At 30.4% G+C, this 25,011-nt stretch carries 26 protein-coding genes and 1 tRNA gene; 16 read left to right on the top strand and 11 right to left on the bottom strand.

The genetic code is table 11. The annotated features are described in order from the left end of the window. Positions 1 to 81: 81 nt before the first annotated feature. Both KAR88_RS00580 and KAR88_RS00575 read right to left on the bottom strand, forming a co-directional pair. The gene (locus tag KAR88_RS00580) at positions 82 to 870 is read right to left on the bottom strand and encodes a CheR family methyltransferase (protein WP_002781712.1); all 789 of its coding nucleotides are present in this window, start codon (positions 868 to 870) and stop codon (positions 82 to 84) included. 12 nt (positions 871 to 882) lie between these two features. Continuing rightward, complete coding sequence (locus KAR88_RS00575; RefSeq protein WP_002779608.1) at positions 883 to 1,437, bottom strand: chemotaxis protein CheB; 555 nt, start codon at positions 1,435 to 1,437, stop codon at positions 883 to 885. Between the two features lie 168 nt (positions 1,438 to 1,605). On the opposite strand from KAR88_RS00575, the gene rpiB reads away from it, so the two are divergent. From rpiB to ychF, 6 genes are all read left to right on the top strand, one after another. Continuing rightward, positions 1,606 to 2,043, top strand: coding sequence for a ribose 5-phosphate isomerase B (gene rpiB, locus KAR88_RS00570; protein WP_002781710.1), 438 nt, complete (start codon positions 1,606 to 1,608; stop codon positions 2,041 to 2,043). After that, complete coding sequence (locus KAR88_RS00565; RefSeq protein ID WP_002779610.1) at positions 2,043 to 2,375, top strand: hypothetical protein; 333 nt, start codon at positions 2,043 to 2,045, stop codon at positions 2,373 to 2,375. Before rpiB ends, KAR88_RS00565 begins: the two co-directional genes overlap by 1 nt. After that, positions 2,372 to 2,920, top strand: a complete 549-nt coding sequence (gene apt, locus KAR88_RS00560) for an adenine phosphoribosyltransferase (protein WP_002779611.1) — start codon at positions 2,372 to 2,374, stop codon at positions 2,918 to 2,920. Before KAR88_RS00565 ends, apt begins: the two co-directional genes overlap by 4 nt. A 99-nt stretch (positions 2,921 to 3,019) precedes the next feature. Continuing rightward, the gene (locus KAR88_RS00555; RefSeq protein ID WP_002781708.1) at positions 3,020 to 3,625 is read left to right on the top strand and encodes a DedA family protein; all 606 of its coding nucleotides are present in this window, start codon (positions 3,020 to 3,022) and stop codon (positions 3,623 to 3,625) included. After that, positions 3,615 to 5,066, top strand: coding sequence for a leucyl aminopeptidase (locus tag KAR88_RS00550; RefSeq protein ID WP_002786435.1), 1,452 nt, complete (start codon positions 3,615 to 3,617; stop codon positions 5,064 to 5,066). Before KAR88_RS00555 ends, KAR88_RS00550 begins: the two co-directional genes overlap by 11 nt. Continuing rightward, complete coding sequence (gene ychF / locus KAR88_RS00545; protein ID WP_002779614.1) at positions 5,063 to 6,166, top strand: redox-regulated ATPase YchF; 1,104 nt, start codon at positions 5,063 to 5,065, stop codon at positions 6,164 to 6,166. Before KAR88_RS00550 ends, ychF begins: the two co-directional genes overlap by 4 nt. A 6-nt stretch (positions 6,167 to 6,172) precedes the next feature. On the opposite strand, the gene argH is transcribed toward ychF, so the two are convergent. From argH to KAR88_RS00520, 5 genes are read right to left on the bottom strand one after another with little or no spacing between them, the layout of a single operon-like run. Then, entirely contained in the window at positions 6,173 to 7,558 is a 1,386-nt protein-coding gene (gene argH, locus KAR88_RS00540; RefSeq protein WP_002779615.1) for an argininosuccinate lyase, read from the bottom strand. A 9-nt stretch (positions 7,559 to 7,567) separates the two neighbouring features. Next, positions 7,568 to 9,142, bottom strand: coding sequence for a phosphoenolpyruvate carboxykinase (ATP) (pckA, locus tag KAR88_RS00535; RefSeq protein ID WP_002779616.1), 1,575 nt, complete (start codon positions 9,140 to 9,142; stop codon positions 7,568 to 7,570). A gap of 8 nt (positions 9,143 to 9,150) precedes the next feature. Beyond that, positions 9,151 to 10,944 carry a biotin/lipoyl-containing protein gene (locus KAR88_RS00530; RefSeq protein WP_002781704.1) on the bottom strand — a complete coding sequence of 598 codons (1,794 nt, stop codon included), beginning with the start codon at positions 10,942 to 10,944 and terminating at the stop codon, positions 9,151 to 9,153. Between the two features lie 22 nt (positions 10,945 to 10,966). Continuing rightward, positions 10,967 to 12,316 (bottom strand): sodium-dependent transporter, encoded by a 1,350-nt coding sequence (locus KAR88_RS00525; protein ID WP_057034214.1) that lies wholly within the window; start codon positions 12,314 to 12,316, stop codon positions 10,967 to 10,969. A 13-nt stretch (positions 12,317 to 12,329) separates the two neighbouring features. Then, complete coding sequence (locus tag KAR88_RS00520; RefSeq protein ID WP_002803686.1) at positions 12,330 to 13,664, bottom strand: sodium-dependent transporter; 1,335 nt, start codon at positions 13,662 to 13,664, stop codon at positions 12,330 to 12,332. Positions 13,665 to 13,908: 244 nt separating this feature from the next. Here KAR88_RS00520 and KAR88_RS00515 point away from each other — a divergent pair, with 244 nt between their 5' ends. From KAR88_RS00515 to KAR88_RS00490, 6 genes are all read left to right on the top strand, one after another. Then, positions 13,909 to 14,247, top strand: coding sequence for a F0F1 ATP synthase subunit C (locus tag KAR88_RS00515; protein WP_002785015.1), 339 nt, complete (start codon positions 13,909 to 13,911; stop codon positions 14,245 to 14,247). Positions 14,248 to 14,303: 56 nt separating this feature from the next. Beyond that, a tRNA-Leu gene (locus KAR88_RS00510) sits at positions 14,304 to 14,389 on the top strand. A gap of 426 nt (positions 14,390 to 14,815) precedes the next feature. Further along, complete coding sequence (locus KAR88_RS00505; RefSeq protein WP_192801219.1) at positions 14,816 to 15,019, top strand: P-loop NTPase fold protein; 204 nt, start codon at positions 14,816 to 14,818, stop codon at positions 15,017 to 15,019. A 247-nt stretch (positions 15,020 to 15,266) separates the two neighbouring features. Beyond that, a complete protein-coding gene (locus KAR88_RS00500; RefSeq protein WP_002805646.1) occupies positions 15,267 to 16,166 on the top strand; it encodes a P-loop NTPase fold protein in 900 nt (299 codons plus the stop codon). A gap of 613 nt (positions 16,167 to 16,779) precedes the next feature. Then, the gene (gene cmoB, locus KAR88_RS00495) at positions 16,780 to 17,655 is read left to right on the top strand and encodes a tRNA 5-methoxyuridine(34)/uridine 5-oxyacetic acid(34) synthase CmoB (protein WP_002790667.1); all 876 of its coding nucleotides are present in this window, start codon (positions 16,780 to 16,782) and stop codon (positions 17,653 to 17,655) included. 76 nt (positions 17,656 to 17,731) lie between these two features. Further along, positions 17,732 to 18,307: a PaaI family thioesterase gene (locus KAR88_RS00490; protein WP_002778957.1), complete on the top strand. Its 576-nt coding sequence runs from the start codon at positions 17,732 to 17,734 to the stop codon at positions 18,305 to 18,307. Between the two features lie 4 nt (positions 18,308 to 18,311). Here KAR88_RS00490 and KAR88_RS00485 read toward each other — a convergent pair whose 3' ends face one another. Next, positions 18,312 to 18,485, bottom strand: coding sequence for a hypothetical protein (locus KAR88_RS00485; RefSeq protein WP_002778960.1), 174 nt, complete (start codon positions 18,483 to 18,485; stop codon positions 18,312 to 18,314). 9 nt (positions 18,486 to 18,494) lie between these two features. After that, positions 18,495 to 19,022, bottom strand: coding sequence for a thermonuclease family protein (locus KAR88_RS00480; protein WP_002778962.1), 528 nt, complete (start codon positions 19,020 to 19,022; stop codon positions 18,495 to 18,497). 55 nt (positions 19,023 to 19,077) lie between these two features. Between KAR88_RS00480 and KAR88_RS00475 the strand changes: the two genes are divergently transcribed. Further along, positions 19,078 to 20,346: a M20/M25/M40 family metallo-hydrolase gene (locus KAR88_RS00475; protein ID WP_002834537.1), complete on the top strand. Its 1,269-nt coding sequence runs from the start codon at positions 19,078 to 19,080 to the stop codon at positions 20,344 to 20,346. Here KAR88_RS00475 and KAR88_RS00470 read toward each other — a convergent pair. Together KAR88_RS00470 and KAR88_RS00465 are read right to left on the bottom strand one after the other, a co-directional pair. Continuing rightward, on the bottom strand, positions 20,329 to 21,576 hold the full coding sequence (locus KAR88_RS00470) for an MFS transporter (RefSeq protein ID WP_002806349.1): 1,248 nt from the start codon (positions 21,574 to 21,576) through the stop codon (positions 20,329 to 20,331). The genes KAR88_RS00475 and KAR88_RS00470 overlap by 18 nt on opposite strands. A 41-nt stretch (positions 21,577 to 21,617) precedes the next feature. Further along, positions 21,618 to 22,457 carry a cysteine ABC transporter substrate-binding protein gene (locus KAR88_RS00465; RefSeq protein WP_002790666.1) on the bottom strand — a complete coding sequence of 280 codons (840 nt, stop codon included), beginning with the start codon at positions 22,455 to 22,457 and terminating at the stop codon, positions 21,618 to 21,620. A gap of 197 nt (positions 22,458 to 22,654) precedes the next feature. On the opposite strand from KAR88_RS00465, the gene KAR88_RS00460 reads away from it, so the two are divergent. From KAR88_RS00460 to KAR88_RS00450, 3 genes are all read left to right on the top strand, one after another. Next, positions 22,655 to 23,758 carry a JlpA family lipoprotein adhesin gene (locus tag KAR88_RS00460; protein ID WP_002778967.1) on the top strand — a complete coding sequence of 368 codons (1,104 nt, stop codon included), beginning with the start codon at positions 22,655 to 22,657 and terminating at the stop codon, positions 23,756 to 23,758. 109 nt (positions 23,759 to 23,867) lie between these two features. Then, positions 23,868 to 24,608 (top strand): peroxide stress protein YaaA, encoded by a 741-nt coding sequence (yaaA, locus tag KAR88_RS00455; RefSeq protein ID WP_002778968.1) that lies wholly within the window; start codon positions 23,868 to 23,870, stop codon positions 24,606 to 24,608. A 198-nt stretch (positions 24,609 to 24,806) separates the two neighbouring features. Further along, positions 24,807 to 25,010: a hypothetical protein gene (locus KAR88_RS00450; RefSeq protein ID WP_002778970.1), complete on the top strand. Its 204-nt coding sequence runs from the start codon at positions 24,807 to 24,809 to the stop codon at positions 25,008 to 25,010. Position 25,011: the final 1 nt, after the last annotated feature.

The following is a 25,011-nucleotide window of genomic DNA, read 5'->3' as shown; positions in this document are numbered from 1 at the left end:
AAATTTAAGCTAAAAATAGTAACTTTATTTTAGCGAAGATATAAAAAAGTGTAACTTTTTGTAAAATTTAAGAAAATATAATCAAATTTTTTCATAGTACACACCTCGAGGTGAAAAAACTTTCTTAAAAAATGTGGTTTCAGGAATCAAATCGGCATTGCCCACATACAACCTACCGTTATCAGCTAAAATTTGATAAAAACGCTCCATTAATTTAATTCTAGAATCATAGTCAAAATAAATCATCATGTTCCTAGAGACAATAATATCAAATTTACCCAGTCTTAAAAATTTATCTTCAAAAACATTACATAATTCAAATCTACATGTGCAAAGCTCGCTTTTATTAATGCTAAATGTTTGCTCTCCAATATCTGTGAAAAATCTTCTTTTTTCACTTTCGCTTAAACGCTGTAAAGTTCTACCTTGATATTTACCCACCTTTGCTTTTTCGATGACATTTGAATTTATATCAATTCCTAAGATCATCATATCCTTAAGGAAATTTTGAGCTCCCAAAATCGCCATAGAATACACCTCTTCGCCACTAGAACAAGGAGCACTTAAAATATTTACTGTTTTTTCAAGACTTTTAGCATAAAAAATAATTTCTTTTAATTGCGACAATTCTCTTAAAAAGTATGTTTCCCCTATAGTAACAAAATCTAAAGTATCTTGTCTAAGCTGTCTATTTATTTGAAGTTTGCTTAAAAATTCAGCAAAGGTTTTTACACCCGTACTTGAAACAAATTTTGATAATTTTAAAACTAAAATATTTCTTTTTTCATTTAAATCTATACCGCTGATTTCATTAATAATCTTAATAAATTCATTAAGCTCTAATTCGCTAGGATTAATTTTTTCTTCCATAAATTTAAACCCTCATTCTTCATTTATAAAATTTAAAATTTCTTGTTTAATTTCTTTTAAACTCATAGGCCTTAGTTTTGGATTTATATCTTTTGCTTTTTTTGGCATACCATATACAATACTATCAGCCTCATTTTCACACAAACATTTAACTCCTACTTTATACAATTCAAACAATCCCTTAGCCCCATCATCTCCCATGCCTGTTAGTATTACAGCTAAAATTTTGTTTGTCTTTACCAAAGGTACAGCTGAGTGAAACAACAAATCTACATTTGGTTTAAAGCTTGTGACAACTTCTTTCCAGTTTGCCATAAGATTTAAATTTCCTGATAAAATAGTATTTTTTTGACAAATATAAATTTTATTTGCCAAAACCTCTTTGTCGTTTAAAAGACTTACTTCGCTTAAGGCTTCTTTATTAAACTGATTTACAAAAGAAGGTATAAAACTTGCACTCATATGTTGAGCTATAACTACGCAAGTATTTTTTATATCCACATCTTTTAATAAAAACTTCAGCTGATTAGGGCCTCCGGTAGATGATCCTATCAATAGGAGTTTCATTTAATTTTCCTTCTATTTGTTAAAATGGATTAAAATTCTTAAAATGTATATTGTAACATATATACAAAAAATAAAGCTTAGTTTTAAATTTATTTTGAAAACAAAAAGCTTTTTTTATGATTTGTTATGTTAATATAGATGCTTTAATTTTTAAATTTTGGATTTTTTATGCTTAGAAAAAAAATTTATATTGCTAGCGATCATGCGGGTTTTATGCTTAAAGAAAAAATTTGTACCTTTCTTAAAGAAAAGCAAATTCCTTTTGATGATCTTGGGACAAATGATCCTACTAGTTGTGATTATCCAGATTATGCACATTTGTTAGCTTCTAAAATAGATGAACAAAGCTTTGGAATTTTAATTTGTGGTTCAGGGATAGGAATTTCCATCGCTGCTAATCGTCATAAAAACATTCGCTGTGCCTTATGTAATGAAAGCCTTAGTGCTAAACTTGCTAGAAAACACAATGATGCAAATGTTTTAGCTTTTGGAGGTAGATTAATAGGCATTGATGCAGCTATCGATATGATAGAAAATTTTATTCAAACCCCTTTTGATCAAGGTAGACATGTAAAAAGAATTCAAAAAATTGAGGTAGATTGTTAATGTTTGCAAATTGGTTTATTTTAACTGCACTTATTTGTGCTACTATTTATCTAGTTGTTATGTTGTTTTATTATAAAACCCTGCTTAATAAAGAAAAAACTTCAAAAGATTTTATAAAAAACAATCTTGATGATACTGAAATAGTCATTAGAAAACTACAAATTCAACTTCAACGCAGTCTTGGGAATATCGATATTTTAACCGAAGAGCTCAATAAAATAAAAGCGGATTTAACTTCTCTAAGAACAAGAAATTCTCAATACCGTTTAGAAAATGATAAACTAAGACAAAGAATTAAAGAGCTAGAAGCAAAAATCGAGGCATTATTATGACAAAACTTACACAAAACGAACAGCAATTTTTATCAGAAAGCATACGCGTTATTCCAAATTTTCCAAAAGAAGGTATTATCTTTCGAGATATTACAACTCTACTTAACAATCAAAAAGCCTTATCTTTTTTACTGGATCATTTAAGTAAGCGTTATCAAACTATGAATTTAGATTTTATAGCAGGAACTGAAAGCAGAGGTTTTATTTTTGCGGCAATGATTTGTGCTAAGCTAAATTTACCTTTTGTTCCTATACGCAAACCCAATAAACTTCCATCAAATACCTATTCTTGCGAGTATGAACTTGAGTATGGGACAGATAGAGTAGAAATTCATCAAGATGCATTTAGAAATATAAAAAATGCAAAAATTTTGCTTGTAGATGATCTTATAGCTACAGGTGGGACAGCACTTGCCTCTTTTGAACTTATTAAAAAAGCAGGAGGAGAATGTATCGAGGCTTGTTTTTTAATGAATTTGAAAAACTTAGGCGGTGAAGAAAAATTACAAAAGCATTGTTCTGTATATAGTGTTTTAGAATTTTAGGAGGGTGCGATGAGAAAATGGTTTAAATTTTTTATCTTTATCGTTTTAATTGCTCTAATAATTTATGTGATTCATGGTTTGGTTAAAAATGATTTCTCCTTGGAAGAATTTATTATAAGAATTTGGAATGAACATGTTGAAACTTGGGGCTACTTGATACTTTTTTGCTGGAGTATTTTAGAGGGTGAGCTTGGACTTATTTTTGCTGGACTTGCAGCCCATGATGGAAAAATGCATGTAGTATTAGCTATATTTATAGCTGGCTTGGGTGGCTTTGTTGGGGATCAAATTTATTTTTATATAGGAAGATATAACAAACGCTATATTCAAAAGAAACTCCGTTCGCAAAGGCGTAAATTCGCCGTAGCGCACTTACTTTTACAGCGTTTTGGTTGGCCTATTATTTTTATACAACGCTATATGTATGGTTTTAGAACTGTAATCCCTATGAGCATAGGTATTACGCGTTATAGTGCTAAAAAATTTGCCATTATCAATCTTCTTAGCGCTTGGGTTTGGGCTGCTATTACCATACTTTTAGCTTGGCATTTTGGTAATTTAATCCAGAATTTTTTAACCTGGGCTAAAAATCATTGGTATTTAGCTGCTATTATGATAATATGTTTTTTATCTTTACTTGTTTTCACCTTTAAACAAATTGAAAAAGCTATACTTAAAGAAAAAAGGAAAAAAAATGATATTTGAATTAAGTGATAAAAAAATTCATGGTATAAAAGCAGATTTTGAACTTGTTTTTATACAAGATAAAAATCTAAAACCATTCACAAATGAAAAAGATTTTTTTAAATTAAATAACTATACAGGCGAGGGAATTTTACTCGATTTAAACAATAAAAGATTATTTATAGAACTTAAAAGTTTAAATTATGAGGATATAAGATTAGCACTTTACACTGCTTATAAAAATTTAGAAAAATTAAACATTAAAAGCGTAAAACTTCCTAGCATATTAGGTGATTGCGTTGTGAGAAGTTTTACTTCTTTGGTTGAGGGTGTGCTTTTTGGAGCTTATAAATTTGATAAATACAAAAGCGAAAAAAAAGAAAGCACTTTAGAAAAATTTATAATTTCTGCCGAAGAACTAAATGCTAAAAAATTTAATCTCGATGAAGCAAAAATAGGTCTTTTACGCGGTGAAATTCTAGCCAATGCGACAAATTTTGCCAAAGATATAGTTAATGAAATTCCTGAAATTTATACTCCTTTAAAAATGGCGGAAGATGCTCAAAATTTAGCTAAAAAAAATAAAAATATCACATGCAAAATTTGCGATGAAAAATTTCTTGCTAAAGAAAAAATGAATGCATTCTTAGCTGTCAATCGTGCTTCTGCCCATCCGCCGCGTCTGATCCACCTTAGCTATAAAGCTAAAAATGCTAAAAAGCGTATAGTATTTGTAGGCAAAGGCTTAACTTACGATAGTGGTGGCTTGAGCCTAAAACCTGCTGATTATATGCTTACTATGAAAGCGGATAAAAGCGGAGCTGCAGCTGCGATGGGAATTATTAAAGCGGTTGCCGAGCTCGCTTTAGAATTAGAAGTACATTGCATCTTAGGTGCAACTGAAAATATGATAGGTGGAAACGCTTATAAACCAGATGATGTTTTAATTTCGCGCGAAGGCGTGAGTATAGAAGTAAGAAATACCGATGCTGAAGGGCGTTTGGTTTTAGCTGATTGTTTATCTTATGCTCAGGATTTAAAACCTGATTTACTCATTGATATGGCGACTCTTACAGGAGCTTGCGTTGTGGGGCTTGGGGAATTTACAAGTGGTATTATGGGAAATAATGAAGAATTGCAAAATGAATTTTATTTAAGCTCTAAAAAAAGTGGAGAATATACAACCATACTACACTTTAACCCGCATTTAAAAGAACTTATAAAGTCAAATATTGCTGATGTTAGTAATTCTGCTTCTAGTCGTTATGGTGGTGCAATTACAGCTGGGTTATTTTTAGATAAATTCATACGCAAAGAATATAAAGATAAATGGCTCCACCTTGACATAGCAGGACCTGCTTACATAGAAAAATCTTGGGGCTATAATAGCTTTGGTGCGGGTGGAACAGGAGTTAGAATGTGTGTTAATTTTTTAATTCATCTTTTAAGGAAAAATAAATGAGTTTAAGCGTCGGTATAGTAGGTCTTCCAAATGTTGGAAAATCAACTACTTTTAATGCCTTAACCAAGGCACAAAATGCACAAAGTGCAAATTATCCCTTTTGTACCATAGAACCTAATAAGGCTATGGTTGAAGTTCCTGATCTAAGATTAAATGAACTTGCCAAAATTGTAAAACCTGAAAGAATTATGCATTCATTGATAGAATTTGTAGATATTGCAGGGCTTGTAAAAGGTGCGAGCAAGGGCGAGGGATTGGGAAATAAGTTTCTCTCCAATATACGTGAAACAGAAGTAATTTTACACATTGTGCGATGTTTTGATGAAGAAAACATCACCCATGTTGAAGGAGGCGTTGATCCTTTAAGGGATGTTGAGATCATTAATACAGAGCTTATTTTAGCAGATATAGAACAGCTTGGTAAAAAAATAGAAAAACTCAATAAAGAAGCTAGAGCAAATACCAAAGGTGCAAAAGAAAGTCTAGAAATGGCAAATTCTTTGCTTGAACATTTAAATAAAGGTCTTCCAGCTAGCACCTATTTGCAAAAAGAAGATGAGATTTTTCAAGCTTTAAATAAAGAGCTAAGACTTCTTTCTGCCAAAGAAGTGATTTATGGGGCAAATGTTGATGAAAATGGTATTAGCGAAGATAACGAGTATGTAAAAATTTTAAAAGACTATGCTAATAAGAACAATCACGAAGTTATCAAGCTTTGTGCTAAGATAGAAGAAGAATTAGTTGGCTTAAGTAATGAGGAAAGTGCTGAATTTCTAAGCTCTTTAGGTGTAAATGAAAGTGGGCTTGATCAAATCATACGCACTGCTTTTTCTAAACTTGGACTCATAAGCTATTTTACAGCAGGAGTTTTAGAAGTGCGTTCTTGGACTATTAAAAAAGGCTGGAAAGCTCCAAAAGCTGCTAGCGTGATTCATAATGATTTTGAAAAAGGTTTTATCAAAGCAGAAGTGATTTCTTATGAAGATTTTATCACCTACAAAGGAGAAAATGGCGCTAAAGAGGCGGGAAAATTGCGTCTTGAAGGAAAAGATTATATCGTCTTAGATGGCGATGTGATGCACTTTAGATTTAATGTTTAGGCAAAATTAGCCTAAACATTCAAGAAATTTTTCTAAAATTTGAATTTGTTTTTCTACACTAGCAACTGAGCTTGAACCTTCACTTTGTTTAGAATTTAAAGAATTTTCAAAATCAAGCAATTTCATCGCTTTTTCATCAAAGATAGGATCTATTTTTGAAAGATCTTCGATATCACTTATATCAATCCCTTGTTTTTCAGCTTGTGCGACCACATTACCGACTATAAAATGCGCTTTTCTAAAAGGAATATTTTTTTCTCGCACTAAATAATCTGCCAAATCTGTAGCCAACAAATGCCCTTTTTTACAAGATTTTAACATATTTTCTTCATTGATTTTTACTTCTTTTAACATAGCATTTAAAATAATCAAACTATCTTTTGCTGTTTTAACACTATCAAAAAGTCCTTCTTTATCTTCTTGCATGTCTTTATTGTAAGCTAAAGGAAGTGCCTTCATAATCGTTAAAAGAGAAATCAAATTTCCATAAACACGCCCTGTTTTTCCGCGTATAAGTTCGCAAACATCGGGATTTTTTTTCTGTGGCATGATAGAACTTCCTGTTGAAAAACTATCGCTTATGGTTAAAAATCCAAATTCTGAAGCAGAAAATAAAATCATCTCTTCGCAAAGTCTTGAAGTGTGTGTAAAAATCACTGCTATATCATAAAGTAAATCAAGCGCAAAATCCCTATCACTCACTCCATCCATGGCATTTGGCATAATGTCTTTAAAGCCTAAAATTTGAGCGCTAAGATTGCGATTTGTTGCATAGCTAGTTCCCGCACAAGCACAAGAACCTAGCGGGGAAAAATCCGCAAGCTCTAAACTATTTTGCAAACGCTTGATATCACGCATAAACATAAAAGCATAGCTTAAGATATAAAAAGAAAAACTTATAGGTTGTGCATGTTGCAAATGCGTAAAGCTTGGCATAATAGTTCTTTTATGCGCTCTAGCATGAGAAAGTAGAGTTTGGATAAGTTCTTTTAAAAGCATTATAAGTTCTAAATGGGACTTTTTGGTAAATAATTTAAAATCAGTTGCAACCTGATCATTGCGACTGCGAGCTGTGTGAAGTCTTCCGCCTATTTCACTTCCTATAAGCTCACTTAAACGCTTTTCTATAGCCATATGAATGTCTTCATCTTCTATATTGAAAACAAAGCGATTTTGCTCTATCTCGACTCTAACCTGCTCTAAACCTTTTACAATAGCCTCTAGCTCATCTTTTTTTAAGATTCCGCAATTTTCAAGCATAGTAGCATGAGCAATAGAACCCTGTATGTCTTCCACATACAAAGCTCTATCTATATTTAAACTTGCATTAAATTCTTTTAAGAGTTCGTTACTTGCTTCGCTAAAGCGTCCTGACCACATCTCATTTTTCATCAATGCGCCTTAAATTTTAGGTCCAAACTGACTGTATTCTACACCCTCTTTGACATCTTCATAGCGTTTGAAATTATCGCTGAACATTTTTGCTAATTTATTTCTAGTGGCGATAAATTCATCCTTATCTTTCCAAGTATTGATAGGATTTAAAAGAGAGCTTTCCACACCAGCTAAAGTTTTAGGAATAGCTAAATTAAATACATCAAAATTTTCAAATTCACACTGTGTAATACTTCCATCTAAAATAGCATTAATGCAAGCTCTAGTAGCCTTTATACTCATTCTTTTGCCCACGCCATAGCTTCCACCGCTCCAGCCTGTATTAACAAGATAAACATTTACTTCATGTTTGTCAATTTTTTCTCCAAGCAATCTTGCATAAACTGTTGGATGCAAAGGCATAAAAGGCTCGCCAAAGCAAGCTGAAAAAGTAGCTTGAGGCTCTGTAATCCCTCTTTCTGTTCCAGCTACTTTTGCTGTATAACCACTTAAAAAATAATACATAGCCTGCTCTTTGCTAAGTTTGCTTACAGGAGGTAAAATTCCAAAAGCATCTGCACTTAGAAAAATAATATTTTTTGGATGACCTGCTTTTAAGCTTGGTTCATGATTTTCTATATGTTCTATAGGATAAGAAACTCTAGTATTTTCAGTCTTTGAAGCATCGCTATAATCTACGCTCTTATCACTTCTTAAAACCACATTTTCCAAAAGTGCATTTCTCTTAATCGCTCCATAAATTTCAGGTTCACTCTCAGGATCAAGATTGATAGTTTTTGCATAACATCCACCCTCGAAGTTAAACACTCCTTCATCATCCCATCCATGCTCGTCATCGCCTATAAGCTTTCTTTTTGGATCGGTAGAAAGAGTTGTTTTTCCAGTGCCACTCAGGCCAAAGAAAAGTGCAACATCGCCTTTTTCACCAACATTTGCACTACAATGCATAGAAAGCTTATTTTCAAGAGGTAGCCAATAATTCATCATGGAAAAAATTCCTTTTTTCATCTCGCCGCCATACCAAGTTCCGCCAATAACTGCAATATTTTCTTCTATGTTAAAAATCACAAAAACTTCAGAATTTAAACCATTCTTTTCATAGTCTTTATTGACACATTTGCATGCATTATAAACGATAAAATCGGCTTTAAATTCATCAAGCTCTTTATCATTAGGACGAATGAACATATTTTTTACAAAATGTGCTTGCCATGCAATTTCAGTTACAAATCTTATAGCCTTACGACTTTTCAAAGAAGCGCCGCAAAAAACATCTTGCACATAAATTTCTTTATTGCTTAATTCTTTTCTAGCCTTCATTAAAAGCTCATCAAAAAGTTCTTTAGTGATTGCTTGATTGACTTTACCCCAAGCTATATACTTGCTAGAAGGGTCTTGTTTTACAAAATATTTATCCTTTGGACTTCTTCCTGTAAAAATTCCCGTATCTACAGTAAAAGTTCCATTATCCGTGCATTGCCCCTCTTCATTCTTTTTCTCATGTTCATAGAGTTCATCAAAACTTAAATTATGATAAACTTTTTTTATATTTTCCAAACCTAAATTTTCAAATTTCTTCATTTAAAACCTCAATTATTTTTATATATTGCGACTAAATTATTTTCGCTAACACTATCACCCGTCTTGACACAAATTTTTTCTATTATGCCATCTTTTGGTGCACTAACCTCTATCTCCATTTTCATAGCTTCTAAAATCATAACAACTTGACCCGATTTTACCTCTTCACCTTCATTAATATAAATTTTAAATACATTACCCGAAATTCCAGCTTGTATACCTTCGCTTGAATCCGCATCTTGCATTATATCTTCTTGAGTATCTGCTTTGTGAATACTTTTAATATTTACATCTTTATCAAAGCCTGCACTTATTTCTACATGATATTTGTTTCCATTAACTGAAACTGTAAATTTATTCTCATCAATACCAGTAGAATTTTGTTTTGGCGCAGACACATTCTTGCGCACATTAACTTTAGCTTCACCTTTTAAATACGCTATACCTTTTTCTTTACAAGCTGCTGCAATGAAAATATTTTCCTCGCTTACCGCTATGCCCTCTTTTTCAAGTAAACTCTTAACATAGGCTATACTTTTGGTTTCATCCTTATCCGCTATATCGATAGCAAGTTCTGTAGTGGGCTCTAAATTTAGCTGTTTAGCTGCAAGTTTTTTAACTTCAGCATCAGGCTCGACAGGAGTTTTACCAAAATATCCCAATACCATTTTTCCATAACCTTCAGCAATTTTTTCCCAAGGTCCAAACATGACATTGTTAAAAGCTTGTTGAAAATAAAATTGAGAAACAGGAGTTACAGAAGTTCCAAAACCACCTTTTTCCACAACTTCACGCATAGCATGAATAACTTCTGGGAATTTATCGAGTATATTATTATCCCTCATCATTTGAGTATTGGCAGTTAAAGCTCCTCCTGGCATAGGAGAGAATGGGATTAAAGGACTTACCATTGTAGCTTCAGGCGGTAAAAAATACTCTTTTAAAGAATCTTTTAAAACTGCTTCGTATTTTAAAATCTTTTCTTCTTCTAATCCACCCAAATCATAATTTTTACCTTTTAAAGCATGCATCATAGTTAAAATATCAGGCTGTGAAGTACCCCCACTCACAGGAGCTGCTGCTAAATCTATACCATCAACCCCAGCTTCCAATGCTGCTAAATAACAAGCTATACTCACTCCTGCAGTTTCATGCGTATGAAGTCTTATATGCACATCTTGTGGTAAATTTTTTCTAGCCATTTTAATGGTTTCATAAATTTTATTTGGATTTGAAGTTCCGCTAGCATCCTTAAAACAAATACTATCAAAAGGAATTTCAGCAGCTAAAATTTCTTTTAATATTCTTTCATAAAATGGTACATCGTGGGCACCTTGACAATTTGGTGGTAAATCCATTAAAGTAATTGTGATTTCATGTTTTAAGCCGTATTTTTTAATACATTCTCCACTGAATTTAAGATTATTTACATCGTTTAAAGCATCGAAATTTCTAATTGTTGTAGTGCCATGCTTAGCAAAAAGTTTGGCATGTAAATCAATAAGCTCTTTACTTCCTGTATCCAAAGTAACAGTATTTACACCTCTTGCTAAAGTTTGCAAATTCGCATCTTTTCCAACAATCGAACGGAATTTATCCATCATTTCAAAAGCATCTTCATTAAGGTAAAAATAAAGGCTTTGAAACCTTGCTCCACCTCCAAATTCAAAATGAGTTATCCCTGCTTCTTTGGCTGCTTCTACTGCTGGAAAAAAATCTTGCATTAAGACTCTAGCCCCGTAAACAGATTGAAAACCATCTCTAAAACTTGTATCCATAACATCTATAAATTTTTTAGCCATTTATTTTCCTTATATGAAATAATTAAGAAATTTTAACAAAAATTTGATAACACATTATGCAAATAATTGCTATAGGTGATATAAAACGAATAAAAAATAGCCAAATTGTAAATATTTGACGATTTACAAATTTGGAAAATATTTTATAAATTCGCTTTTTATCCACAAAAAAACCTACAAATATAGAACTTACAATCGCCCCTAGGGGAAGTAATATATTAGAAGTCACCTTATCTAAAAGAGTAAAAAAATCTTTTCCAAAAATACTAAATAAACTAGAAAAATGAGTATTTAAAGATAAAATACAACAAATTCCCAATACAAAAACGATAAAACCTATAAATGATAAAGCTTTAATACGAGAAATTTTATAATTATTAACCACATAGAAAGTCAGAGGCTCTATCATTGAAACCGCAGAAGTAATACCTGCGAAAAAAAGTGCCAAGAAAAAACAAAAGGCTAAAACATAACCTAAAATTCCAAGCTCATTAAATAAACTCATCAAAGATACAAATACTATTCCTGGACCTTTTATATTTGGATTTGCCTCAAATTCAAATATAAAAGTAAAAACTATAAGCCCCATGATAAATGAGATAAGAAGATTAATCAAAACTATAAAAATAGAACTTTTGATAAAATTTATTTTTTTGCTTAAAGCCGCAGAATAAGTCACTATACAGCCTATTCCTAAACATAATGTAAAAAAAGCAAGCCCTAAAGCTTCAGCAATAGAACTTAATTTAAAATTTGAAAAATCAGGATAAAAAAGATAAGAAAAAGCTTGCTTAAAACCATTTTGAAAACTCATACAATAAAGTAGCATAAAAATAAGCATGATAAAAAGACTTGGCATTATAACCACATTCAGTCTTTCAATGCCTTTTATTAAACCCTTAGACACAATCAATAAAGTAAGAAAAAAAGATAAAGAAAAAAATAAAATAGAATTGCTTAAATCAGCACTGATTAAAGTAGAAAAATCACTTCCTGCTTGCTCTAAATTTTTAGGTAAATAATAAAGACTAGTCAAGGCATATTTTAAAACCCAACCCATAATTACCAAATAAAAAGAAAGAACAAAAATTCCACCTAAGGTGAAAATTCCACCATAACGCCATCTTCTGGCATGACTTTTTGCAAGAGTATAGTAAGCATTTGCTAAATCACTTCTACTTAAACGCCCCATTGATACTTCAGCTAAAAAGATACTAAACCCTATACTAAGAGTAAAAAATAAATACAAAAGAACAAAAACAAAACCGCCATTTTCAGCGCTTAGGGTTGGAAATTTCCAAGCATTTCCCAAACCTACAGCCCCGCCTGCAACAGCTAAAATGAAACCTATTTTTGAAAAATATGTTCTCATTTTTAATCCGATTTTACTTTAAAAAAGCACTAATCATAACAACAATAACCGCCAAAGGCGAAATAAATCTTAAAAAGATATACCAAAGTTCAAAAAATATACCCTTCATATAAGGACCAAATAAAATTTGCAAAGCTTCTTTTTTGATCACAAAACCCACAAAAATAGCAGCTAAAATTCCACCCAAAGGCATAATAATTTTACTTGATAAAGTGTCTAAAAGATCAAAAACACTAAGACCAAAAATTTTAAATGCAGTTGAATCCAAAGAAGACAAAATACACAAAATTCCTAAAGTATAAACTATAATTCCTATCAAAATTAAAGCTTTTTTACGGCTCATTCCAAAGCTATTAATTAAGTAAAAAGCAAAAGGCTCTATCATTGAAACTGCTGAAGTAATACCTGCAAAAATCAAAGATATAAAAAAAGCTGCTCCTAAAATATGTCCTATAGCTCCAAGTTTTTGAAATAAAGTCGCTAAAGAAACGAAAATCAGACCTGGACCCTCTTTGCTTGCATCAAAACCAAACTCAAAGATAAAGGTAAAAACGACTAAACCCATTAAAAGTCCGATTAAAAGATTGATAAAAATGATATTTAGAGTGCTGGTAATAAAATTTGTACGCTCAGGTAAACTTGCCGAATAAGTGATAATAGTCCCTACCCCCAAAGATAAACTAAAAAAAGCAAGTCCTAAAGCCTCAAGCACATTAGAAGTACTAATCTTAGAAAAATCAGGCACGAAAAGAAATTCAACCGCCATCATAAAACCATCTTTAGTCATTGCATAAATAAGCATCAAAACAAGTAAGATAAATAAAGCTGGCATCATCCAAACATTTAGTTTTTCAATGCCATTTTTTACACCCTTAGATACTGTGTAAAAAACAATTAAAAAAATCAAGGTAAAACATACAAATTGGCTTACAAAATCACTTGAAATTAATTTTCCAAATTCAGCAGAACTTGTATTAAGTTCAGGATATAAATTTCCGCTAATACTTAAATATGCATATTTAAGTATCCAGCCAATTACTAAAGTATAAAAAGAAACGATTAAAATTGCTCCTATCATAGTAAAACCTGCATAAGACCAAGCTTTTTTATTTGAAGGAGCAAGTTTTTCATAAGCATTAACAGGATCTTTTTCACTAATCTTTCCTATGCTAAGCTCGGCTAGAAAAATAACAAAACCTACACCCAAAGTTAAAATAATATAAAGCAATATAAAAGCAGAACCGCCGCTTTGTCCTACCAAAGTAGGAAATTTCCAAGCATTTCCTAAGCCCACAGCTGAACCGGCAACTGCTAAAATAAAACCTATTTTCGAAAATTTAGAGTTCAAAATTTACAACCTTGTATTAAAAAATTATTTTAAAGTATTATTAAAGCAAAAAAAGTTTTAATCTTTAATGAAAGTAATAAAAATACTTTAAAAATGTGAAATTTAGTAAATTTCAATAAAATTAAAGATAATTTTTGATATATTTTCAACTTAGTTTTAAATCTTAAGTAGGGATACGCAAGCCGAACTGATTTAAAATTAAAACATTAAAACTCTCTATAAATTTTAAAGAAAGGTTACAAAAATGAAAAAAATCTTTTTTCTATTTTTAGCTCTTGCAGCAACTGCTTTCGCAGCTGAAGCTAATGCACCTGTTGAACAAGAAGCTATCAATGTATGGATCAAAGCGTTTTCTGTTTTAGCGGCAGGTTTAGGACTTGGCGTTGCTGCACTAGGTGGTGCTATCGGTATGGGTAATACTGCAGCGGCTACTATAGCAGGAACAGCTAGAAACCCGGGACTTGGGCCAAAATTAATGACAACAATGTTTATTGCATTGGCAATGATAGAAGCGCAAGTTATTTACGCTCTTGTAATTGCTCTTATAGCACTTTATGCAAATCCTTTTATAGTTTTTGCTTAATCTTAAAAAAGCTCTATTTTAAGTAGGGCTTTTTATTTCTTTGAATTCTAAAATTTGCGGTTATGGTGGAATTGGTAGACACGCCATCTTGAGGGGGTGGTGCGCTCCGCGTGTGCGAGTTCAAATCTCGCTAACCGCACCATTTGTACCATAAGCTACTATAAATATCAGACTTATAAAATATAGATAAAATAGGCATTTGTAGCTATATAAAGCCTAAATTAAAGTTTTTTCCATTAAAATCCATTTTGAAACTTTTTTCCTAACTTTTCTCCTAACTTTTTATTTTTTATTCCAAAAAGTTAGGAAAAATCGATACAAAGAACCTATTTTAAACTACAAATGATATTTTTCAAAAAACATCCAACTATCTCTAGATGATTTTAGTAAAAACCTAAACAATAGATCTTAAAAAATTATAGATAGCTTTTTATCTTTCCTTATTTAAAGCAAAAAACCAAAAATATTTTTTACCCTCTCAAGAGTGATTAGAATACCTTTGGTTCTTTTTATCATAAAACATAGTTAAAATTATATATAATCTCAAAAACCAAAAGGAGCTTATTTTATGGAAAATAATCAAAACAAACAAGAAAAATTAGAAAGCGTTAATATAGACAAACCTATAGAGAAAAAAGAGGAGGATTTGTTCAGTAGAAATTCAGTAGCAGAACAACTAAATACAATTATTAAAAATTATAAAGAAGAAGATAGTATTACTTTTGGAATTATAGGTGATTGGGGTAGTGGAAAGACCTCTTTCGTTATATGACTTTGGAGGATTTTAAAGATGATGAAAATTTCATTATAGTGAAATTTAATCCTTGGAATATCTCTACTAGAAAAAAACTTATCAGCGATTTTTTTACAACGCTTGCCAAAGAAATTCGTAAAGCTTCATTTCCAAAATTTAAAATTAAAAATTTAAAAAAATATATTCTCATGCAAAATTTAAATTTTTATCTGAAGTACCTAATAAACTAGAAGATTTATCATTGTTATTTAAAATGTCATCTTATATGATTGCAGATCCAGTTGCTTCAGTGGCAATGTCTCGAGCTTCAAGTATTATTAATAATTTTAACAAACTATTAAGTGCAGAGAAAAAGGGTTTAGATGAAATCAAAAATGAAATTAACACCGCTTTATTAAATATAGACATAAAAATAATCGTAGTCATTGATGATCTTGATAGATTGGCCGATACAGATATACAAGAAATTTTTCAACTTGTAAGATCTATAGCTGATTTTAAAAATACCATATATATTCTTTCTTATGATGAAGAGATTGTTTCTAAAGCTTTAGATAAAATTCAAAAAGATAAAGGTGGTAAATATATAGAAAAAATAGTTCAAGTTCCTATTAAATTGTCTAAAGTTAGTCAAGAAAACTTAAAAGATATATTTATAAAAAAACTAAAAACAATTCATATAAAACATGAAGCATTGGATAAAGATGAGTTTATTAAAAAAATAAAAGAAAATAATTTTGCAGATGCTTTTAAAAGTATTAGAGATATGGAGAGGTTTTTAAATGCTTTTAAAATTGAAGTCAATGCTATAAATCAAGAATTATATTTATATGATTTTGCTGTGATCACATTATTAAAAATATTTAAACCTAGACTTTATGATTATATATATGACAATAGAATGTTATTTATTGAACAATATAATCCTTATGATCACATAAGTAGTGAAATAAAAATCCCTGAAAACATTGAACAAGAAATAAAAAAAATTACTAAATCAAATAAGGATTTTGCTTTTAATCTAATTGGGTCTATTTTTCCAAAAATAAATAACCAACCGCAAGATTATAGTCAGCTAATTCAAAACAATACAGACAACCAAAAGAAAAGAATAACTTATCCTTCATCTTTTAAATATTATTTTTTATTAAATTTTCCTAAATAAATATTTTTAAAATAGAAAAATTTTATAAAGTAGCTTTGCAAATCGAAGTTTCATTTTTTGACTTTGATTTGTAGTACAAATTTTATATCCATATTTTACCTTTCAAATTAAAAGCTTTTCATTACTTTTTATATTTTTATATTTAAATTTCTTAAAATTAAAATCAAAGGATTTAACATGCAAATGCAAGAAATAATTGAAAAGTTAAAAAGTTATAGGCAAAGAATTAGGTATCAATCCTGATACTTTTAACCTCATGAATTACCTATCTATAAATTCTACTTAAGTAAAAGTAGAGATAAATAACTCGATCGATTATTTTAAAATTTATCGCTTGCTGTGAAAAGAGTATAGAATTTATTATAAAGATAAATCTATCTACACAATAGTAAAACCAAGTTTAAATTACGAAAAATAAAATTTATCAATTATAAGCAACTAAACTATGCTTTTTAACTAGTTGTAAATTTTTATAAAATATTTTATCACATAAAAAATCTATTCTTCAATGATTTTACTGATAAAAACATATTATATGTATAATTTTACATATTTTAACCTATAATCAAATTGTTTTTGTTATTATTCTAAAATTAGATTATCAAGGAAAAATATGCAAGAAAATCCACTTGAAAAACAATTTTTAAATCATCCCCTATTTTCTAAAATTCAGAATTTGAAAGAAGTCGAACTGGATTCTAAGCTTTATTTAGAAGATAGTGTTACCCTAAAAACAAACTCTCAAGCAAAAAAAGAAATTTTAGAACTCACAAAAGAATTAAAACCATGGAGAAAAGGTCCTTTTAAAATAGATGAACTTTTTATCGATACGGAATGGCAAAGCTTTATTAAATTCAATATCTTAAAACCCTTTATGAGTGAAATTTCTCAAAAATGTGTTGCTGATATTGGTTGCAATAATGGCTATTATATGTTTAAAATGCTTGAATTTAATCCAAAAAAACTTATAGGCTTTGATCCTTCAATCAAATATCGCTTACAATTTGAACTCATAAATACTCTTGCTAAAACTCCTATAAAATATGAGCTTTTAGGCGTAGAAGATTTGCCAAAATATGGGTTGAAATTTGATGTGATTTTCTGTCTTGGAGTGATTTACCACAGAAGCGATCCCATAAAAATGCTAAAAGATTTAAAGGCGGGATTAAATAAAAATGGAACTGTATTTTTAGATACCATGTATATAGAAGATCCAAGAGAAATTGCCCTAGTTCCTAATAAAACCTATTCTAAAATCCCTAATATTTATTTTGTTCCTAGCATTAGCGCTTTAAAAAATTGGTGTGAAAGAGCAGGATTTAAATATTTTGAAGTCCTAGCTACAAAAACAACAGATGAAAATGAACAAAGAAAAACAGAATGGATTGATTCTTTTTCTTTGGAAAATTTTTTAGATCCAAACGATAAAAACCTCACTATTGAGGGCTATGAGGCACCTAAAAGAGTCTATGTTCGCATAAAGGTATAAATTTTTTAATTACTAAGCCGATATAGCATCAAGAAATGTTTTGAAGTAGATAATATAGAACACCAAAGGCGCAAAAATGGCAAAAAAAGATATTTTTGAAGAATATGCACAACTTGAAGAATATGCATCCGCTGAGGATATCTCTCGTGTAAGAGCTGAACTTTTAACTTGTCCAGAACTCAATACCTCCTTAGCAGGAACTATTATCGAGCTTGATAAAAATTTTGCAAAGTCGATACTCATCACTACAAGCGATATGGTTGTAGATGAACAAGGGTTAGTTTTTGATGCTTTTATTTTTGCTGCTGCAAACTATGTCGCACAAGCTTCAATCAATAAAGAATTCTCTGTTGTTATCGGTTCAAAATGTTTCTTTTATGCTCCACTTAAATTAGGCGATGTTTTAGAACTTGAAGCTCATGCTTTATTTGATGAAACTTCTAAAAAGCGAGATGTAAAAGTTGTAGGACATGTAAAAGAGATTAAAATGTTTGAAGCAACCATACAAGTTGTTAGTATAGATGAGCATATATTTAAACTCAAGCGACCTCCTCTTAATACAGCCAAAGCAGCAGAAAATCCTGATTCCCCAACAAGCACAGTAAATCCTGAAGCGATAGGATCAGCATTATCAGCATCTTTACGCAAATAAATCATCAAGGAGTCATTTTAATATCTACCCAATTTTTAGGGCAGTCCTTATGATAAGTTCCACTTGCATCATAATATTCATGGCAATCATCATAAAACCGATTTGAAATGCCTCTTTCATTTACAAAACATCCTGATATTCCAAAAAGCAAAGCTAGCATTAAAATATATTTTTTCATTACCTGCCTTTAAAATCTATTTTGTTTGCGCCATTTATAAGGCTCTATTGGATTATCATCTTTCCAAAGACCCAGTTTATTTTTTTGAGCTTTTTCTTGCTCTTTAATATAAGCATTGGTGTAATATGTATCCGCCCAAGCATATCCTTGACTCACTAAAAACTGATTAATATCCACATCTTTAAGCTTTACAATAGCGACAATTCTACCATAATTATCTTTGTTTTTAGAAAAAATATAAACTTCCTTATCTTTTAAAATTTTCTCAAGTGCTGCTTTTGATTTTTTGCCAAAATTTTGCTTTAACTCAGGCGCATCTATGCCAAAAAATCGTATTTTACTGGTTTTATTGTTGGTACTAATTTCTATGGTATCACCATCAATCACCCTAATCACTTGAGCTTTAAAACTAGGATTTTGTACTATATAATTTTGTACAAAAGCGATCATTAAAGCAAAAATCAAAAATGCTAAAAGTTTCTTAGGATCGCTTGCAATTTTTCTTAAATTGAATAATTTTTTATAATTTATTCTCATTATTTCCTTAAATTTTTAAAAATATGCCATAATTTTAACAAAAAAAGGAGATGGAATGCAAAATGTTATAGAAAATTTTAAAAATTTGTGCAAGATTCCACATTGTAGCTATCAAACAGAACAAATGAAAGAATTTTTAAGCTCCTATGCTAAAGATAAAGGCTTTAAAGTAAGCATAGATAAAGCAGGAAATATTCACGCTATTAAAGGAAATCCTAAAATTTGCCTCCAAAGTCATTATGATATGGTTTGCATGGGAGAAGCTCCAAAAGTAGAAGTATATGAAGAAAATGGCTTTTTAAGAGCTAAAAATTCAAGTCTTGGAGCGGATAATGGCATAGGAATAGCCATTATGATGAACGCTATGGCTGAATTTGAAAATCTAGAATGCCTTTTTACAAATGATGAGGAAGTCGGACTCATGGGAGTAAATTCACTCGAGCACACTTTAAGTTCCAAAATGCTTTTAAATTTAGACCATGAAAGCGATGATGAGATCATGATAGGTTGTGCAGGTGGAGTAGATATAGAAGCTGAGCTAAGCTTTAGCACTCTTAAAGCAAGAGGTAAAATTTATGAACTTCAAGCACAAAATTTTAAAGGGGGGCATTCAGGGATCAATATCGTGCGCAATGAAAAAAGTTCTATCAAGGAAATGGCTCAATTTATCAAAGAAAATAAAGGAAAAATCATCTCTTTTGAAGGTGGAGAAAGGATAAATTCTATCCCTAAGCATGCTAAAGCCTTGGTGCATTTTGAAAATGAAGTAAAAGGCAATGGGTGGATAAAATGCGAATTTAAAGAAGAAGGTGAATTTGAAATTTGCGATCAAAATGAAAAGCTTTTAAATACCATCAATGCTTTCGCACATGGAGTTAGAGCTTATGATGAACATTTGAGCATAGTGCAAACTAGCATCAACCTAGCCACTTTAAAAATGGAAAATCAACAAATCAAATTTACACTTTTTGCAAGATCTAATATATTAGATGGTTTAAAACAGATAGAATTTGAAACCATGGAATTTTTTAAAGCTTTTGGCTATAAAGTAAGAAGTTTTAATTTTTATCCCCCTTGGGAAGGCAAAGCTAATGCACTGAGCGATAAAGTACTAAAAGCTCTTAAAAAAGTATCGCCCAAAGCTAGAGTTTCGGCTATCCATGCAGGATTAGAATGCGGCATCATAGAAAAAAAACAAGAACTTTTATGTGCTTCTATAGGGCCAAATATCCACAATCCCCACTCAACTGATGAGCACTGCGAAATCACTTCGGTAGAAAAAATATCTAGAGTTGTTTTTGAAGTTTTAAAAGACAATGCTTAGTTCTTTTGCCTCGCTCCTTGCAAAAATACGCTTAAGTAAAAATACGCTAAATAAGGAGCAGCATCCTACCACCATAAGATAGACACCCATATATTCTTTATAAAAAGCATTGACTATAAAAGGGGTTAAAAAGCCTAAAAGTGCATAAGAAATATTATAAGCAAAGCTAAGTCCACTGAATTTAAGTTCACTTTTGAAAATTTGAGTCATAAAAACAGGAGCAAAAGTAATAATTCCTTGAGCAAAACAAGCAAGTAAAAAATAAAATAAGAAATTTGCATCATAAAAACTAAAAAGCATGCCAAAAAACATAAAAGTTATGCTAAAAATAGAACAAATTCTATAACTTCCCCACTTGCTAGCCAAAATTCCTTGAATCAATGCCCCTAAAATAACAGCCAAAATAGCGAAATTTTGTATCCATAAAGCCGAGGTTTTATTTATAGACAATAACTCTTCAAGATATTTTGGAAGTATCATCAAAGTTGCTACACCGCTGGTTAAAACAACGGTCATTAAAAAGCATACTAACATGCTTGTTTTATAAGTTTTAAGTGCGTCCTTTAAAGGAAAATTTAAAAGTCTATTTTCTTTTTTTATTCTTTCAAATTCAGGAGTTTCGCTAAGTTTTGTTCTTAAAAATAAGGCAAAAAATCCAAAAAATCCTCCTACAATAAAAGGAATTCTCCAAGCATACTCTTCAACCTCTTGCGCGCTAAAATAAGATCTTATCCCTAAAGTGGCAAGATTTCCTAGCAATAAACCTATAGTCAAAGTTGCTGAAATAAAACCTAAAGCTAAAGGAACTTGACGCCCTTTAACAAATTCACTTACATATACCCAAGCTCCACTTACTTCTGTCCCTACAGCTAAGCCTTGTAAAATGCGAATTAAAAATAAAATCAATGTAGCAAGTATACCTATACTCTCATAGCTTGGCAAAAACACCAAAGCAAAACTAGGCAAAACCATAAAAAGCATAGATATGTAAAAAATATTTTTACGCCCGTATCTATCGCCAAAATGCGCCATAACAATAGATCCAAAAGGACGCGCCAAATAAGCAGCACCAAAGGCTATATAAGCATTTATTTGCATCCAAAAAGTATCATTTTGAGGAAAGAAAACCTTAGCAAAAATATCCAAAAAAAAGGCAAAGAGCACAAAATCATAAAATTCTAAAATTCCGCCCAAAGAAGCATAAATTATATTTTTGTATTTTTTTTGCATATTTTATCCTAAATCAACTAAAGGGCAAAAGCCCTTTTTTGTTAAATTTTACCGCCTTCAATAACTACATCATCGGCTTTTACATCATCTCCAAAATGACTTTTTAAAGTTTCATCATAAGCTTTATGGAAGAATTGTTCTTCTCCTAATTTTGTGATTAGATTATCAATAAATTCTTTAAGCTCTTTATCACCTTTTTTAACAGCAGGAGCAATTACATCTTTATTGCCCAATTCTTTAATGGCCATTTTAAATTCAGGATGTTCTTTTACCCACGCAAAAAGCAAAGTATTGTCATGACTTAAAGCATCACCTCTTTGATCTATTAAAGCGGCAAAAGTTTCGGTATTTTGATCGTATTTTAATGTTTTAATATCAGGATATTCTTTTGTAAAATACGCATCAGCAGTAGTTCCTTTGTTTAAAAGTAAAGTTTTATCTTTTAAATCTTCTATGCTACTGATATTGCTATCTTGAGGCACAGCCACACCTAAAGCTACCTTCATATAAGGTAAGCAAAAATCCACTTGCTCTGCTCTTTCAGGTGTTTGAGTAAAATTAGCTAAAATAATATCAACTTTATTTGATTTTAAAAATTCCACCCTATTTGCAGCTTCAACTAATACAAACTGCACCTTATTTTCATCTCCTAAGAGTTCTTTTGCTATACGTTTCGCCAAGACTATATCATAACCTTGATTTACGCCTTTTTCATCTACATAACCAAAAGGCGGTTTATCTCCAAAAACTCCTATTCTTACTACTCCATCTTGCTTGATTCTTTCAAGAGAATTTGAAGCACCAGAATCTGAATTTCCTCCACAAGCAGCCAAAAATACTGCAACAAAGGTTGTAAAAATACTTAAGAGCATTTTTTTCATACTTTTCCTTTCTTGGTATAAACCCTAATTTATTTTGCAAAAAATGCAAAAGCATTATACTTTAAAAAAAAGCATATTTCAATTTTTTAAGATAAAATTATTTCTTCTTGTGTAAAAAAGTAATATCAATATCAAAGCATAAAAATTTAAGTATAAGATTGTTATAATTTATAAAACTATATTAAGGAGAAGATTTTATGAAAAAAAGTATTGCTCTAACCCTAGGTACTATATTTTTCTTTTCAGCGTGCAGCAACTCGCTTGATAAAACAACAGTTGCAAAATATGAGGAGCGTCTTAACACTCAAATAAATGAAACCCTTAAGGATTTTCAACAAGATATGGGTGTAAGAATAGAAATTTCTAATTTTTCTTGTAAAGGCGATGGAATGTTTCTTAGATGTTCAAGCCCTAATTTTAATGTTTTTGCAAAAGACAATACCCAAACAGAGCAAAAACTCATCGAAGCAAAAAATTTAGAAATTTATTCTAATGAAATTTACACAGGAGAGGAGCAAGGCTTAATCTCTTTAAAAGATTATTACGATAATCTATTGAGTAAAAATAAAAATTTAAAAACAAGTTTTACCCTAGAAGGATTTAAACTTGGAGAAAAAGTAATCAGCGATATCAATGCAAGCTTATCTCAAAGCGATCCAAAGATTCAAGATTATCTCGCTAAACTTAGTTCAGGTGTCTTTACACTTTCATTTGAAAATTCACTTTTTGTAAAAAATAGCGATTATAATAACAATTTCAACATGAAAATAAACAATCAAGACTTAAATTTCGATATGAATTTAAATTTTGACTACAAACAAAGCTTGCTTGATTTCTTCGAAAAAGCAGGAATTAAATACAATACACAAACCTATGCAATAGATGAAAAAGCCGTAGAAGAACTTCTAGATCAGCAAGGATTTGCTCAACCTATACAAGAAAGCGTTATCTTAAATAATTTTAAAATTAACTCTTCTTTAGATACCCAGGGTGTTTTTGAAAATTATATAACAATCGCTAAAGGTGGCCTAGAAGCTCTTAAAATTCAAAGTCAAAATGAAGAACAAACCTTGCTTATAGATAAAGCTTTGTTGGCTCTAAATGAAATCACAAAAGATGAAGTCTATAAACTTGATTTAGAAGCTAAATTTAAACCTATTGCATTAAGTGATTATCCTAAAGAAGGTATTAACGCAGTAGAAAAGCTAACTGTTAACAATCAAGACTTTACAGAAACACTTAGAATACTTTTTGGCTTTATGATGATACCTATAATGCTTGGAGGTGCAACAGGCTTTTAAGTAATATGGAGAGAAATCTCCATATACTCTTTTACCTTTTTTAAGCCTAGTTTTATATATTTTTCGATACTTTTTAGTCTTTAATTTTAAAGATTTAAAAAGGACAAAATTGAAAATTTTATTCTCTCCTAGCGAAAGCAAAAACGATACTTGCAAAGAAAAACCTATAGATAAAAGCTCTTTTATATTTGAAAATTTATTTGATTTTAGAATGCAAGCTGTAAAAAAATATGAAGAATATATCAATAACGCTGATTTGAAAGCCTTGCAAGAACTTTTTGGTATAAAAAATGAAAATGAAATTTCTAATTTTCAAAGAGATTTAAAAAATTCTCCTACCCAACAAGCTATAACGCTTTATAGCGGGGTGAGTTATGAGTATTTAAATTTTGATATTTTAGATAAAGAAAGTCAAAAATACATCCTTGAAAACACTCTTATTTTTTCAAATCTTTTCGGGGTAGTTAAAGCAAGCGATCATTTGCCTTTTTATAAATTCAAACAAGGCGCGAAAATAAATAATTTTGCTTTAGAAAAATTTTACAAAGAACATTTTAGTAAAGCTTTAGATGAATATTTAAAAAATGAAGAACTGCTTGATTTAAGAGCGGGTTTTTATGATAAATTTTACACCCCAAAGCGTAAATTTAGTACTTATAAATTTATAAAAAAGGGTAAGGTAGTTAGCCATTTTGCTAAAGCTTATAGGGGGATTTTACTTGCTCTTTGCGCAAGGATTAAAGCTAAAAACAATGCTGAGATTTTAAATCATCTTCCATCTAATTTAAGTCTTAAAGAAATTCAAAACAAGGGTTTAAAAGAAGAAATTGTGCTTGAAATTTTAGATTAATTTCCAAACACAATTTATCTCTCGCCATACCCTCTTATTTAATAATCAATTTTAAAAATATTGTTTCAATATAGATATAATTTTAAAAAATATTTGTTTTATTTTGTTTAATTTTATGAAATTAAAAATTAATACCTAAAATCATCTCTTTTTAAGAAAATTATTTATAGTATTATAGGTGAGAATAAAGGAGAACAAGTGCAGTATTTTTTTGTATTTTTAATTATTATATTTTTATTTATTGTATTTATGCTCATCATGCGCTATGAGAAAAAACTTGAGCTTTTAAATCAAAGCATACAAAATATAAAAGAAGAAGTGAATGAACTTAAAAACACTACTCAAAACAATCGCTCTTTGATTGAAAAAAATCGCTCTGATATTGAAAGTATCAACAAATAAT

It is taken from the genome of Campylobacter sp. JH23 (assembly GCF_017846595.1).
GTDB classification, from domain to species: Bacteria; Campylobacterota; Campylobacteria; order Campylobacterales; family Campylobacteraceae; genus Campylobacter_D; species Campylobacter_D coli.
Note: the sequence above shows the minus strand (reverse complement) of the source record. Positions and strands in the feature narration are given on the sequence as shown.

Coding starts and splice junctions, on each gene's coding strand:
- KAR88_RS00580 (WP_002781712.1), bottom strand. CDS start 870: ATGGAAGAAAAAATTAATCCTAGCGAATTAGAGCTTAATGAATTTATT.
- KAR88_RS00575 (WP_002779608.1), bottom strand. CDS start 1,437: ATGAAACTCCTATTGATAGGATCATCTACCGGAGGCCCTAATCAGCTG.
- rpiB (WP_002781710.1), top strand. CDS start 1,606: ATGCTTAGAAAAAAAATTTATATTGCTAGCGATCATGCGGGTTTTATG.
- KAR88_RS00565 (WP_002779610.1), top strand. CDS start 2,043: ATGTTTGCAAATTGGTTTATTTTAACTGCACTTATTTGTGCTACTATT.
- apt (WP_002779611.1), top strand. CDS start 2,372: ATGACAAAACTTACACAAAACGAACAGCAATTTTTATCAGAAAGCATA.
- KAR88_RS00550 (WP_002786435.1), top strand. CDS start 3,615: ATGATATTTGAATTAAGTGATAAAAAAATTCATGGTATAAAAGCAGAT.
- ychF (WP_002779614.1), top strand. CDS start 5,063: ATGAGTTTAAGCGTCGGTATAGTAGGTCTTCCAAATGTTGGAAAATCA.
- argH (WP_002779615.1), bottom strand. CDS start 7,558: ATGAAAAATGAGATGTGGTCAGGACGCTTTAGCGAAGCAAGTAACGAA.
- pckA (WP_002779616.1), bottom strand. CDS start 9,142: ATGAAGAAATTTGAAAATTTAGGTTTGGAAAATATAAAAAAAGTTTAT.
- KAR88_RS00530 (WP_002781704.1), bottom strand. CDS start 10,944: ATGGCTAAAAAATTTATAGATGTTATGGATACAAGTTTTAGAGATGGT.
- KAR88_RS00525 (WP_057034214.1), bottom strand. CDS start 12,316: ATGAGAACATATTTTTCAAAAATAGGTTTCATTTTAGCTGTTGCAGGC.
- KAR88_RS00515 (WP_002785015.1), top strand. CDS start 13,909: ATGAAAAAAATCTTTTTTCTATTTTTAGCTCTTGCAGCAACTGCTTTC.
- KAR88_RS00505 (WP_192801219.1), top strand. CDS start 14,816: ATGGAAAATAATCAAAACAAACAAGAAAAATTAGAAAGCGTTAATATA.
- KAR88_RS00500 (WP_002805646.1), top strand. CDS start 15,267: ATGATTGCAGATCCAGTTGCTTCAGTGGCAATGTCTCGAGCTTCAAGT.
- cmoB (WP_002790667.1), top strand. CDS start 16,780: ATGCAAGAAAATCCACTTGAAAAACAATTTTTAAATCATCCCCTATTT.
- KAR88_RS00490 (WP_002778957.1), top strand. CDS start 17,732: ATGGCAAAAAAAGATATTTTTGAAGAATATGCACAACTTGAAGAATAT.
- KAR88_RS00485 (WP_002778960.1), bottom strand. CDS start 18,485: ATGAAAAAATATATTTTAATGCTAGCTTTGCTTTTTGGAATATCAGGA.
- KAR88_RS00480 (WP_002778962.1), bottom strand. CDS start 19,022: ATGAGAATAAATTATAAAAAATTATTCAATTTAAGAAAAATTGCAAGC.
- KAR88_RS00475 (WP_002834537.1), top strand. CDS start 19,078: ATGCAAAATGTTATAGAAAATTTTAAAAATTTGTGCAAGATTCCACAT.
- KAR88_RS00470 (WP_002806349.1), bottom strand. CDS start 21,576: ATGCAAAAAAAATACAAAAATATAATTTATGCTTCTTTGGGCGGAATT.
- KAR88_RS00465 (WP_002790666.1), bottom strand. CDS start 22,457: ATGAAAAAAATGCTCTTAAGTATTTTTACAACCTTTGTTGCAGTATTT.
- KAR88_RS00460 (WP_002778967.1), top strand. CDS start 22,655: ATGAAAAAAAGTATTGCTCTAACCCTAGGTACTATATTTTTCTTTTCA.